Here is a 13,381-nt window from a genome sequence, read left to right as displayed (position 1 = left end):
CTGGCTATCGGAAACTGATTGCCGAAAGCGAAGTAGTCTTAAATGGTCGCGTTTTGGGAAAGACGTTTTGCCCCTTGATGTTGCAGAATTTGACTGCAGAGTCTCGGAGCACATTGTAAACGCAATTGCACAGAAAGCCAGATCTAGCGATCTTGGATATTTTCCAGGCAATGAGAGGACAAAACTACGTGAGATTCTGCAGAAGCAATACCAAGAAATAGGCATTAATTTTGATATAGCAAATCTGCAGTTCGTTGGTGGGCTGCTATTTGCTATAAGCGAGATAGTTCGACTTCTTGACCGTAGCAAAAAAAAGATAATCGTTCTTGGTCCGGCATACCCAGGTCTGTGTAACGCCATTGTTTCTGGCGGTGGAGTGCCTGAAGTTGTTAACTTGTGCTGTACCGCCGATGGTGTGTCAATTGATGTTGATGCAGTTGAAGCGGCGTGCGATGGGACGCAAGGAGCGGTGCTGATGACGTTTCCACATGTGCCCACTGGATCAATTTTCAGCAAACAAGAAGCTATTGATTTAGCTAGTCTAGCAACTCGTGCGGGCATGAAAATTGTTATTGATTGTATATACAGACCGCTTCTAGACTTAAGTGAGATGGATTTTTTGAAGAGTATCTTTGAGAATTCTAATGATGTAGTTCTTGCAGAATCGGTGACTAAGTCATGGGCAGTTTCTTCTATACGTGGTGCTTGGCTTGCTTTTTCGAATTACAAGACTGGTGATATATTTCGCGATTTTTCGCATCCTCGTGTTTGTCCTCCAACTGCTTTATTTGAGTGTGTTGCATCCGCCTGTCTCACAAGTGGGTTGGATTGGCTGGCAGAAGCTCGGGTTGCTATTCGCGAGAACATGTTGGTTGCGAAGAAACGGTTTGCAAATGTATTAAGTTCTGACTCTTTTTATTGCTTTGGTTCGACACCTTTTATTTGGGTGAATTTGAGGGAACTGGGTTTCCCACCATATCGATCATGCTTCAATGCCTTGCGGCGAGCCAAAGTTTCGTTGGACGATGGTTCGGGATACGGATCAGAGTGGGAAGGCTTTGGCCGGATAAATGTGGCTTGCGATCCAGATGTTTTGAGTGAAGCAATCGATCGATTGCTTCACTATAAGGGATGCTAAGATTATATTGTTAGTTGCCCCTACCATATACTCCATCCGACCGCGATAATGCCTCCGATCTTAGAGGTTCCTCGCTGTTTCACATGGGTAGGGAGAAATTAATGGAGTGTGCCAAAATGTAGGAAGCCTTGTTCAGCATACGATTTGAGGGAAAGAGTAGCCGACCAACCATGATCTGGGAAGGCCTTATGCCGCCTGTCTGTAGTAGGATCGGACGATCCCCCCAAGTGCTTCTCAACATCGGATTGGCCCGGACACATGGGGCCGGAAGTCTGGACAAAGGACGTTGTTCCCGATCCCTTCGCCGGAATGCGGTCGCTCGGTGTTATAATGACGAACCCAGGTCTTCAAAATGTAGGCGAGCTGGGAATTGCTGAAGCAGACGAAGAAATCCAGGCACTCCCGCTTCAGGGTGCCGATGAAGGACTCGCAGTATGCGTTGGCTTGGGGTGCCCCATTGGGAATCTGGATAACCCGGCCCCCTTCTGATTTCCAGACCTCGTTGAAGGGGCCAGAGAATTTGGTGTCGGCGTCGCGGATCAGAAATCGGGGCCTGACGCCTTGCTCGTCGCACCACATCAGGGCGTTGCGGGCTTGCTGGGTCACCCAGGCGCTGTCGGGGGAATAGGTCGGCGCGCTGCAATGGACCCGCCTGCTGCCCAGGTGGATGAAGACCATGGCGTAGGCCGTCATCTTGCCCATGGGGGTGAAGACGTCCTTGGTAAAGAAATCGCAGGCCACGACGGATTCCAGGTGGGCCTTGAGGAAAGTCAGCCAAGGCAGGGGCGGTTTCTTCTTCTCCTTCTCGGGGGTTGGGTGGATGTTGGCTTCCCGAAAAATCCGCTTGACCGTGGTGGCTCCGGCATACCGCCCCAGCCTCTTGAGTTCTCCGGCAATGCGTCGGTAGCCCCAGAGGATGTTTTCCTTGGCCATGAGTATGGCGGCGTCCCGCAGTTCCTGGGTCGGCCGGGGGCGTCCGAGCGGCTTGATGGGCTGATCCTTGGTGGACTGGCTGACCCAACGCCGGTAGGTGGCGGGCTTGACGATCTCCATCAGGTCGGCCACATTGTGGTCGCATTCGGCACCGATGCGGAGAAGTTCTGATTTTTCCTCCGGCGTCGGAGCGATCCGGTTGGTCGTCACCCGCGCCTGAAGGATGCGGATCTGGGCCTTGAGGAACCGGATCTCGGCGTTGTGCCGGGGACTGAAGAAGTGGGCCATCATGGTCCACAGGAGGAACACGAACGAACTCGCCATTGCTGAAACTGTCCTCGCGCCGTTTTGAAAAATGGCCAAAAGCCATGCAGATGGTGGATCCTAGATTTCGGCACGGCTCTCAGAAAGGGTGGGCGGGAGGGTAGCCTTCCGCACCCCCCAATTCGGGGCCTTCGGTCAGTCCCTCCTCCCCGGCGAGGTCGGGGTGAAATCGCCGGGGATAGCCCTCCAACCAGATCCAGCCCGGAACGGTTGCCACCCTGACTCCGATCCGCTTCCAGAGATGGGATCGGAGAATTCCTCCCCACTTTCCTGATTCTCTTTCTTCCCCAATCAGTTGCCCCGCCTTGCGGTCTCGCTCGCCTGGTCGAGAATCGGGTAAACCTTCTCTATTGAACCACATAAAAATTTCAAAGAATTCACGATCCGGGGATGGTTCGCTCCACCATTTTGAATTTGCAGGGTTTTCTCTTCCGAAAGACCGCCCACCCCGGCGGTCTTTCGGCGTTTAAAAACCCCAATGTTTCCAATGGTTAGCACGGGTGGTTCGAGAAGGAACTTGGTTCGGTGTCGGACCCGTCGGAGTCGGAATCCGCCCGTCTCTTCTCTCTCGGCCAGTATTCTCCAAAACCTGTTGACCCGCCCCCTGCGGGTCCAGTAGCTGTTGACCCGCCTTAACTATCGAATAACGAAGGAATCTCGCTGGTCAACAGCCTGTTGACCCGTTTGATGCGCAGGATGGTTGGCTTGAAAACGGAAAAGGAGGTAAACTTGGGTCCGAGATCATCTTCGGAAGACCAGATCAACTCTTGGAGACACCCTTTTCAATGACCATCGAATCGACCTTCGATATCTCCTTGATCGCTTCCCTGGCATTGAAAGAGAAGCAGATTCAGCAAAACTACCGACCGATCATCGCCGTGCATAAGTGGTTTGCCCGCCGTCCTGGCACGCTATTCCGGGGGTTGTTGCTGGCAGAGTTTGGGGATCGCCCTCTGGCAGAGACGTTCTTCCGTGCCAACGATTTTTCAGGAAAGACCGTAGCTGACCCCTTCATGGGAGGCGGTACGCCATTGATCGAGGCCAACCGCGTCGGCTGTGACGTGATCGGTTGCGACATCAACCCCATGTCCTTTTGGATTGTCCGGGAAGAGATTGAGCATCTCGACCTTGCCGCTTACCGAATTGCCGCCGATGGTCTGATGGCCGATTTGGAACGCGAGGTTGGGGGACTGTACAACACCGACTGTCCTTTGTACGGAGAGCGCGATGTACCCGTGAAGTACTTCCTCTGGGTCAAGGTTCTTGACTGCGAACGGTGTGGCGGCACCTTCGACCTGTTCCCCGGCTACCTGCTGGCCGAGAACAAGCGACACCCTCGCAATGTTTTGGTCTGCCCTGGTTGCGGCGACTTGAACGAGGTGGTAGACCTCCGAAACCCCGGAAGATGCGGTGGGTGCGGAAGCGGACTGCGCAACGTCGGGCCTGCCAAACGCGGTCAGTGTTCCTGCCCTCATTGCGGTCATGCCAACAGCTACCCCAGACCGGGAGCGGAACCACCCGGACATCGGCTTTTCGCCATTGAATACCACAATCCCCACCAAAAAGAACGCCACCGGGGACGTTTCTTCAAAAAGCCGGACGCCAAGGATCTGGAGAAAGCCAAGCTGGCCACATCCCGTTGGCAGGAGACAACCCCCAGATTTGTTCCCGAGGATATCATTCCCGCTGGAGACGAAACTGGTCGCTTGCACCGGTGGGGGTACGGACGCTATCGGGACATGTTCAACGAGCGCCAACTCCTGGGCTTGGAACTGAGCTGCCGCCTCATTGCCGGAATCGCCGACGAACGGGTACGACGCGCCCTGGCAACCAACCTCTCCGATCTGCTCCGTTACCAGAACATGTTGTGCCGATACGACACAATGGCATTAAAGTCATTGGATATTTTCTCTGTCCACGGTTTTCCGGTGGGTCTGGTGCAGTGCGAATCCAATCTGCTCGGCACCCTCAACGGCCACGGTGTGAACGTGGGCTCAGGAGGGTGGGCAAACATCGTGGAGAAATTCCTGAAGGCCAAACGTTATTGCAGCGCACCCTTCGAGGTGGACCACAGGAACGGACGCAAGACCACCATCCCGATCCAGGGAGAGTGGATAGGCGAGCGCAACAACGGTGCTCGCCCACGCAGGGTGGAACTCCACCGTGCATCCTCGACAGATATGACGCTACCCACCGCCACTCTGGACGCAGTACTCACCGATCCGCCTTACTTCGGCAATGTCCAGTATGGGGAACTGATGGATTTCTGCCATGCTTGGCTGCGGCAGTTGGCCGACAGCGGATGTGTGGGGTTCGACCAGAAGACGGCGCTATCACCGCAGGAACTGACCGGCAATGTTTCCCAGGGACGAGGGTTTGAGTATTTCACCGAAGGGCTGTCCGCAGTTTACCGGCGCATGGCACAGGCGTTGAAACCTGGTGCGCCTCTGGCCTTCACTTACCATCACAACCGGATCGAGGCCTACCACGCGGTGGGGGTTGCCATCCTGGACGCTGGATTGACCTGCACCGCATCCCTGCCATGTCCGGCTGAAATGGGGGGATCGATCCACATCCACGGAACTGGCTCGTCCATCGTCGATACGGTGTTTGTTTGCCGGGCCAATGGCCAAACCAACGCAACGCTCCTGTTCGGTGAGATTGACGTTCTTCTGCCCATTGTGATCAGGGAGTTGATTCAGCTACGCAAAGCGGGACTGAAGCCATCCGCCGGGGATGTCCGTTGCATCGTATTTGGTCATCTTACCCGTATGGCCATCTGGCGGTTGCGGCACACATGGAATCCCAACCTGACGACGCCGGAGAGGCTAGCGATCCTGGCCCAAACAGTGAATGGTTTCGGGGATAGCCAGGAAGCCATTAAACGGATTGTTGCTGGCATCGCTGCACCCGTTTGCGAAGAGGAACCGACGGCAGGACTGTTTGCCTGGAGGGAAACCCATGCCGTTCCCCTTTGAGGTACCCTTCGCGGAAATCCAGTCAGATCTGGACATCTACGTCGATGCGGTGTTCGGCAGTCTGCAATCCGAGTTCCTGACATTGCCGAAAGGGCCAGGATTCATCGATTATCCCGCGTTTGCCCAGGGCTACGAGGCCATCAAGCGCGCCACAGGAGGGTTCCGCCAGATATCTCCTGAGATTCTGCTTGAAGTGGTCCAGCAGACTCCTGTCTCCTTCATCGTGTTGCGGGCCATACTGGGATTTACGCCGCCGGAGTGGGCCTATGTGGCCATCCAACGGACGGGTATTGACGTGAGCCAAGGGGCGATTCGTACCCTGGACCGCAAGATCAGGATGGAACCGCTTACCGCCCTGAAATTGGGCAACAGCTTAACCAGTCAGCGGTTGCGTGCTCTGGTCGAAACGGCATGCCTTCTGCTCAGGGAAGGTGCCCCTTCGGTGGTGGAGGGCACCATGCACCGCCTGGAACAGGCAGACACCCGGAACGGCTTGGCCAGCATTCAGCCTCTCGCCGACATGGGGGTGCCCTACGCCATGCTGCTCTACGAACGCTTCCTGGGGCGGCCATTCGCAGGGCACCGGGACTCGGTAAGTGAACTGGTGGGCGATGTGTTGGAAAGTGCTATCGAGGGGGCTTTGGTCCGCGCCGGGGTCGGGTTCCGCAAGACCAAGCGAGCCGAACGCATGATCGGCTTCGACCAAGCCCCAGATTTCATCATACCCGACGAGTTCAATCCCCTGGTGGTTATCGAGGCCAAGATCACCGAGGACGACGGCACGGCACGGGATAAGGTGACCCGTGTCCAACATCTGGGTGCTTTGTCCATGCAAGGAAGAAACCAGGACCAGCCACCCAGGTTCGAGGTCATTGCCTGTGTGGCTGGCAGGGGATTCAAGGTGCGGCGGGAGGACATGAAAAAGCTGCTCCTGGCTACCCATGGCAAGGTTTTTACTCTCCAGAACCTCGACCGTCTGGTCGATTGTTCCCGGCTCGCGGAGTTTCGAACGAGATAATCAGTTGCGCAAACGAGAATGGTGCCTTGCCTGCTCACGGGATTATGGATTTTTTATGCCCCACTTTTCACGTTGCTCCTCCCATATCATGGGAAACGGCTTTCTCAGTTCGCGCCACGTCATGACATCAGGCTGGCGGTCATCCAGGATGGCTTCGATAATATCCGGCGCAAGCAGGGTCAAGCTCAACACCCTGGACGCATAGGAAAGGTCAAACTTCTCCTGTTCCGCCAACGCACTGATGGAGGGAACCTTGCCGCCTTCCAGCAGGCGCAACCACTTGTGGGCCTTGGCCACCAGCCTGGCCAGGGTGTCGTCCCGGGGCGTGGGCATTCCGGCTCCCTCCGGGGCGATGATCAGCTTGCGCCCACCCCGCCGTTTCAGACAAACGGGGATGGTGACGATGATCTCCTTGCCGTCCCGGCTCAATTCCGCTTTCATGCCGCCACCTCCTCTTTCTGGTTCCAGAGATCGTTCAGTTCACGGGCCAGAGTATCGAGTCCCTCGGCGCGCAGATGCACCTTCACCCCGCCCTTTTCCACCTCCACCCGGGCGATGAGCAGGTGTACCAGCCGCTGTTGCTCCACCGGGAAGAGTTCCTCCCACACCGGGTCGAGCCGCCGCAGGGCCTCGGCCACGTCCCGTTCGGAAACCTCCTCGTTGGCCTGCCAGGTCTTCACCACCATCTCCGGCGACCGCAGCATGGTGCGCACCTGCCCGATCACCACCGCCTCGATCTCTCCGGCGGCCACGGTGCGCTGGGGACAGGCGTCGTGGCCGTTCTTGCAGGCGTTCTGGCAGGTGTAATAGCGGTACATCCGGCCCGCTTTGCGGGTGAAGGTGGGGCTCATGGCCCGGTCGCAGTGGCGGCAACGGACGATCCCCTTGAGCAGGGCCGGGGACTGCACCCGGTTGTCGTTCCGGCGGGGGGTGTTGGAGGCGAGGGTTTCGCGGACGCCCTCCCAGGTCTCCCGGTCGATGATCGCTTGGTGCTCTCCGGGAAAGACCTCGGCTCCCAGGACGATTTCCCCCAGGTAGAGGCGGTTGGCCAGGATGCGGTAGAGGTAGCCCTTGTCCATGGGTTTGCCGTTCTTGCCCACCGCCCCGGCTTCGGCCAACTCCTTGACCAGCAGGGTGTCCCAGCCGCTGATTGACCTGCAACGTCTGCTGGCCGGTCGGCGGGCCGTGACCGGGAGGGTGGTGGCCCTCAACGGTGGAATGGTCCGCGTAGCCACGGCCCAGGGGGTGGTGGAGGTGCCTGCCGAGGCGGGGCTGGCAGTGGGGGACCAAGTGACGGTGCGCGACGGGCGGGCCTTCAGAAGCCAGGGGAGCGCGGATGTACCGGTGTTCTATGTATAAGAAGTAAATGAATATATTTGGAATCAGGAGTCACTCCAGTGTCTCCTAACCATCGCTTCAATGTCCTGGTCTGTCATGTTCTCGAAGTGTTTCAATATGGCAACCAGTTCCCTCATCCCGGCCAAGGATCATGTCCCGTCAAGTGGTGGAAATTCGGTGGTCTCTCCTTTGTCTGATCAAGCAGCTTCAAGCATGGTCATTGCGTCACCGTTTTCGTTCATGGATTCCTTGATGGCCTCCAGGCTCAGGTAGCGTCTGGAGACGGTCCAGTCGTCGTTGATCTCCATGAGGACAGCTCCCGTGAGTCGGATGATGGCCTCCTCATTGGGGAAGATGCCCACCACGTCGGTGCGGCGTTTGATCTCCCGGTTGAGCCGTTCAATGGTGTTGGTGGAATGGATCTGGCGACGCAGTTTCCTGGGGAAGCCCATGAAGGCCAGGACGTCATCTTCGGCCTCGTCCATGGTCCTGGCCGCCTCCTTGAACTTCCCCCGCAAGGAATCAGCCACAGAGCGCCACTGACGTCTGGCGGACTCCATGTCCTCCTGGGCGAAGGCGGTGCGGACGGCGGCGGCCACCATGTCGGCATGGCTCTTGGGAGCACAGGCCAGGATGTTGCGCATGAAGTGGACCCGGCATCGCTGCCATGTGGCTCCCAGGACCTTTCCGATAGCCGCCTTCAGGCCGCCATGGGCATCGGAGACGACCAGCCGAACACCTGTCAGCCCCCTGCCTACCAGACTGCGCAGGAAGTCGGTCCAGAAAAGTTCCGCCTCGGACAGACCGACCTTGAGACCGATGATTTCTCGCTGTCCCTGACTGTTCACGGCTACGGCGATGGTTGCGGCCACGGAGATGATGCGCCCCGCCCGTCGCACCTTGAGCCAAGTGGCGTCCAGCCAGAGGAAAGGCCATTCTCCCGCCAGGGGCCTGTCCAGGAAGGATCGGACGCGCTCATCGATCTCGGCGCACAGCCTGGAAACCTGGCTCTTGGAGATGCCGCTCATACCCATGGCCTGGACCAGTTCGTCAACCCGCCGGGTGGATACGCCTTGAACATAGGCTTCCTGCACCACGGCCACCAATGCCTTTTCCGTCGTCTTGCGGGGCTCAAGGAAGGACGGATAGTAGCTGCCCTTGCGCAACTTCGGGACCTTCAACTCCATGGTTCCCAGCCGGGTTTCCAGGAGACGATCCCGATACCCGTTCCGATAGTTGCTCCTTTCGTCCGAACGATCATAGCGGCCAGCGCCGCAACGCTCCTCCGCCTCGATCTCCATCAGCTTCTGAAGCACGAATTCTCCCAGATCGCGCAAGAAGCTCGGTTCTCCGGACTTCTCCGCCAAGGTCAACAATGTCATCCTGTCCTCGGGGGTCATGGTGATCTCCTCTCCTTTGAGTTGATGTGGCCAACTTCACTCTAGGAAAGAACCACCGTGACCGCCATCCCGCCGGGGGTCGGCTCCGCCAGCTATCCGTAGGAGCGCTGCGCCGCCCCCCGGCTGGCTCCGAAATTTACACCACTCCCTGGGACACTACTCGGCCAAGGCCACAGGAGTTCGTTCGGGGTCTTTGGCAAGGAAATCAACCAACTCACGGATATCGTCGGCGGCATATCGTCGCGGCAGGTTCATGCAAAATTCCTCCCCACCTATTTCAGAAGCTATTTTTCATCTGAACCAGAAGCGTCTAAAAACGGGTTATGAAACCTGACTCCCTCCAGCACTCGCCCGTGCTGGAAATCCTCGCTGACCACCATGGCACAACCAGCTTCCTTGGCGCAGGACCACAGCATGGCGTCCCAGAAAGAAATGCCATGGTCTTGCACTGCACGGAGTGCCTTGGTAATTGTGGGTGGTCCGGCGGATTGAACCTGAAACAAAGTCAGCCAGTCCCGCACCTGATCGGAGGCTTCCGCAACAGGCATTTTGCCTTTGGCGGTCGCTGCCCGGAAAAATTCGCCCAGAGACTGGAGCATCAACACGCAGTTCTCCGCGACCGCTTGATCCAGCAACGCTGAAGCGATGGTGTGCTTTTTGTCTGCCTCGCGGTCCAGGGCATAGAGAAGGATGTTGGTGTCGAGGGTGTACCGCTCACCGTTCATGGAGTTCATCCCGGGAAATTGGTTCCCCTCCCAGGGCATAGCCCTGTTGCATCCTCATCCGGGTGCGTTCGCGGGCCACCTGCTGCTCTTCGCTCAACACTCGTTCACGGGGCAGAGGCATCAGACGGGCGATGGGTTGTCCGCGCCGGGTGATGATGACCTCCTCTCCAGCTTCAACCGCCTTGATGTAACGGGCTAAATGCTGGTTGGCCTCACGCAAGCTGATTCGTTGTTCCATGTCTGCACCGACTGGTCAATGGGGTGGCTTTCTTGTAGAATATCCTACCTTCGTAGGGATGTGCATCATTTTCCGGCAACACGGGCAAGGATTGCGCGGGAGCCCCCCTTTCGAAGGGCCAGGGTTGGATCAATCCACCATCAGCTTCGCATTGTGATTTGCAGGGTCAGATGATCGTTTCCGTTCAACCAAAATTGACGGGTGTCGCCGCCGAACGTTACCTTGCCATGGCGCGTACCCTGGCCCGCGCCCCACTCACCACGGAACAGGATCGGGAGGCGTTGCTCTCGGCGGAGCTTCGTTGGGCCACCAGTCACCCCATGGTCGGAGAGGATCGTTACGCCTTCATGGCGGCGGTTCGTGTCCTCCTGGACCTGGAAAGGCTGGGATGGAAGATCCGTGAAGATGGCTACGGCATTGAATTGTATTCCGTCCCATCGCGACGACATGGCCTCAACCCTGAAGAAATCCTTGAAGAAAAGAAAAAGACAAAGGAAGTCTTTCGCCCGGCGGTCGAGGCCCAGCTTCGCGATCCCGCTGTACGTGCTTTTATCCAGCGCATGGAGGCTCCAACACCCAAGACCGGCAAAAAATCCATCACCGGATTGATCGCTGAGGGCGCGGAATTGCATGCCCGCTTGCTCGGTGCTCAGGCACGCCAAGGCGAAGATCGGGATTCGTCCCTTAGCACCGTCATTCGTCCCTATTTGCAATTGGTCACGTCGGAAGGGGTTGACGAGCATACGGGGCATTTTTTGCGGGAAATCTGGCGATATTTCCGCCATACCTGGGCCATCCCACAATTTTCCACACCCGGTCGGCAACTGCTCTACCTCGTGCGAGACGCCGCCCATCCCAATCATGCGGTGATGGGAATCATCGGTCTGACCAACACTGCCCTGCAAATGGGCGTGGAACGGGAAAAAGACCTGTGCTGGAACCTGGAAGCACTCTCGGAACGATTTGGAAAATCCGCCCGTGAGGGGAGATTGACCGCAGAATACGAGTGGATGGAAACACAACTCGCCGCCGCGATAGAAGACGTTCATGCGGAAGGGTTAGCATCACCCGAAGAAATCACCCATCCCAAACCAGCGTTGATTTCCCTTTTGAGGCGCAAGGCAAAAGAATTCGACCTCTTGCGCGACGAGACTCTGAAGGAATTGGCTCGGTTGCGATCCGGCAACGATGGGCCCCTGCTTCTGGTCGAAGACGGGGAAGCGTTGGAGCTTGGCAGCGATCACCCGCCGGTAGACGACGAGGTGCTGAATCTGGAGGCCAAACCCTTCAAGAGTCCCACTATGCAGAAAGCGCGTCGGCATTTGGTGGCCCGCAAGCGGGCGGCCCTGCTGGCCGACCTGCTCCATGCCCGTCTTACCCTGCTCACCCATCGAGATAATCTGCAAAACCCCGAACGTTTTCTTGCCGTATTGGCTCGCGAAGAGGTGAGGCTTGCCCTGCAAACGGTGCTCGACGCCATCAAGAGCCGGTATGCGGGCGTCAATATGCTGGAGATCAGCACCTGCGGAGCCATTCCCCCGTACAATCACATTCTTGGCGGCAAACTGGCCGCTTTGCTCCTGTATTCGCCCCAGATAGGCGATGACTACCGCCGCCAGTACTCGGGAGCTTCCATCATCTCCTCCCAGATTAAGAACGCGGAGGTTTATCGCGACAATCCCCTGGTCTATCTCGGCACGACCAGTCTCTACGCCCAAGGCAGCAGTCAGTATGAACGTGTCAGACTCCCGGCGGGAACCATCAGTGAGCAACAACCAGAATTGCGTTTTCGCCGACTGGGGCTGACCGCCGGGTTTGGCACGCTTCAGTTTTTGAGCGAAACCAGGAATGCGGTGGAAGAATTCCTCCGTCATCAAAAAAAATTCAAGGACGTCAACAGCATTTTTGGCGAGGGTCCAAGCCCAAAGTTGCGTCTTCTTGTGGCCGGATTGCGCGAATTGGGCTTTCCACCGGACGCCTTGATGCGGCACAATCGGCAACGTTTGATTTATGTGACCGCGCTTGCCCCCCAGGCTGTGGACTTCCTCAACAACCGCCCGGTCGAACTTCCCGACTACCTGGCGAGGCCACAGGATTTCAGGCGGGCTGGTGAGCGTGTTGTGAATTATTGGGTTACCCGTTGGCTTGCGCCAAGGTTGCGTCATGTGCCAAGCATGACCGCTTTGATGATGTCAGGTTCCTGGAAGTTGAGTGATCGGCTCCCCACCCTGGAGGACCAGGAGAACACTGCCGCCATGCCTCCCTCTCCCCCATCGCCAGAATCTTCGGCGCATCCCGGAACACCGGGGATGTCGGTGTCCTTCTGGCGTCAACTCGCCGAGGCGGGGCCAAAGATCACCTCCGATTCTCTGTCTGAACCCGAATTCGACCGCCTTCATGTGCAATTGGCGGTGGAGGATTTCATTGCTGAGCAAGTCCGTCAGGGTGTCAGTCTGTTCCTGACTGGAAACGCCGGAGATGGCAAGACCCACGTATTGCGCAGGCTTGCTTCCGAACTACGCCAACAGGGCGCAGTGGTCATCGAGGATGCCACGGCTACCATGCGCAAAGGCAGCATCGCACCCGTGCGTGACCGCTGGCGCGAAGCTGTTTCCGCGAAAAAACCTTTCTGCATTGCCATCAACGAATATCCCCTTCATCTCCTTCGCAGTGATGCCAGGGAGACCTTGCCGAGTCTGGCGGAAGAACTTGACCGGCAATGCCGGAACCGATTGGTCTACGGGGAATCGTCAGATGCGGAAAAAGCGCGGAACGGATTGCTGGTGATCGATTTAAGCCTGAGGAACCCCTTGAGTCAGGGAATTTCCGGCCAGATGCTGAATCGCATCCTCTCCGACTTGAGTCAGGGAATTTCCGGCCAGATGCTGAATCGCATCCTCTCCGATCCGACTCTTGAGCAAATCACGGCGGAATCGGTGCCCTTGCCCAAACGCCATCTTGAAAAATTGCGGGATGAACGGGTGCGAAAACGTGTCTTGAACGTATTCGACCGGTTGGTAGAGGTCGGCGTCCGCACCACCATGAGGGAACTCTGGATCATCCTGGCGCGCATGGTGCTTGGATACCGGTGGGATGTTTCCCACCCTCTGGGCGAGGGGTTGAAATATGGATACTCCGAAGTTCTCTTCTCTTCCGACCCGCGATTTATGGTGACTGAAAAACTCCATGAGACCGACCCGTCTGGCCATAGTCATCCGGTGTGGGATGCGTTACTGGGTAGTGTCCCTTCTTGGTTGATCGCGGTCACACAGCCCTACCAAACTCGAAT

11 protein-coding genes are annotated in these 13,381 nt (G+C 57.3%); 5 read left to right on the top strand and 6 right to left on the bottom strand.

Annotated features, from left to right (window positions below):
• Positions 1-67: 67 nt before the first annotated feature.
• Positions 68-1,138: a pyridoxal phosphate-dependent aminotransferase gene (locus HQL63_08955; protein MBF0176960.1), complete on the top strand. Its 1,071-nt coding sequence runs from the start codon at positions 68-70 to the stop codon at positions 1,136-1,138.
• A 234-nt stretch (positions 1,139-1,372) separates the two neighbouring features.
• Here HQL63_08955 and HQL63_08950 read toward each other — a convergent pair whose 3' ends face one another.
• Entirely contained in the window at positions 1,373-2,395 is a 1,023-nt protein-coding gene (locus HQL63_08950; GenBank protein ID MBF0176959.1) for a transposase, read from the bottom strand.
• Between the two features lie 785 nt (positions 2,396-3,180).
• Between HQL63_08950 and HQL63_08945 the strand changes: the two genes are divergently transcribed.
• Together HQL63_08945 and HQL63_08940 are read left to right on the top strand one after the other, a co-directional pair.
• A complete protein-coding gene (locus HQL63_08945; protein ID MBF0176958.1) occupies positions 3,181-5,373 on the top strand; it encodes a DUF1156 domain-containing protein in 2,193 nt (730 codons plus the stop codon).
• Positions 5,357-6,391 (top strand): hypothetical protein, encoded by a 1,035-nt coding sequence (locus HQL63_08940; GenBank protein MBF0176957.1) that lies wholly within the window; start codon positions 5,357-5,359, stop codon positions 6,389-6,391. The genes HQL63_08945 and HQL63_08940 overlap by 17 nt, the downstream gene beginning before the upstream one ends.
• Before the next feature lie 42 nt (positions 6,392-6,433).
• Here HQL63_08940 and HQL63_08935 read toward each other — a convergent pair whose 3' ends face one another.
• Positions 6,434-6,832 carry a hypothetical protein gene (locus tag HQL63_08935; GenBank protein ID MBF0176956.1) on the bottom strand — a complete coding sequence of 133 codons (399 nt, stop codon included), beginning with the start codon at positions 6,830-6,832 and terminating at the stop codon, positions 6,434-6,436.
• Positions 6,829-7,491, bottom strand: coding sequence for a recombinase zinc beta ribbon domain-containing protein (locus HQL63_08930; GenBank protein MBF0176955.1), 663 nt, complete (start codon positions 7,489-7,491; stop codon positions 6,829-6,831). Before HQL63_08930 ends, HQL63_08935 begins: the two co-directional genes overlap by 4 nt.
• A gap of 34 nt (positions 7,492-7,525) precedes the next feature.
• On the opposite strand from HQL63_08930, the gene HQL63_08925 reads away from it, so the two are divergent.
• The gene (locus HQL63_08925) at positions 7,526-7,750 is read left to right on the top strand and encodes a hypothetical protein (GenBank protein MBF0176954.1); all 225 of its coding nucleotides are present in this window, start codon (positions 7,526-7,528) and stop codon (positions 7,748-7,750) included.
• Positions 7,751-7,926: 176 nt separating this feature from the next.
• Here the strand turns inward: HQL63_08925 and HQL63_08920 are convergent, their stop codons facing one another.
• From HQL63_08920 to HQL63_08910, 3 genes are all read right to left on the bottom strand, one after another.
• Positions 7,927-9,129 carry an IS256 family transposase gene (locus HQL63_08920; GenBank protein ID MBF0176953.1) on the bottom strand — a complete coding sequence of 401 codons (1,203 nt, stop codon included), beginning with the start codon at positions 9,127-9,129 and terminating at the stop codon, positions 7,927-7,929.
• 284 nt (positions 9,130-9,413) lie between these two features.
• Positions 9,414-9,854 (bottom strand): PIN domain-containing protein, encoded by a 441-nt coding sequence (locus HQL63_08915; protein MBF0176952.1) that lies wholly within the window; start codon positions 9,852-9,854, stop codon positions 9,414-9,416.
• On the bottom strand, positions 9,844-10,092 hold the full coding sequence (locus HQL63_08910; protein MBF0176951.1) for a type II toxin-antitoxin system prevent-host-death family antitoxin: 249 nt from the start codon (positions 10,090-10,092) through the stop codon (positions 9,844-9,846). The genes HQL63_08915 and HQL63_08910 overlap by 11 nt, the downstream gene beginning before the upstream one ends.
• A gap of 170 nt (positions 10,093-10,262) precedes the next feature.
• Between HQL63_08910 and HQL63_08905 the strand changes: the two genes are divergently transcribed.
• The coding region (locus HQL63_08905) for a DUF4338 domain-containing protein (GenBank protein ID MBF0176950.1) at positions 10,263-13,381 on the top strand (3,119 nt) is incomplete at its 3' end.

The sequence above is a fragment of the Magnetococcales bacterium genome, assembly GCA_015231175.1.
GTDB lineage: Bacteria > Pseudomonadota > Magnetococcia > Magnetococcales > DC0425bin3 > HA3dbin3.
This window is presented reverse-complemented; position numbering and strand designations above follow the sequence as displayed.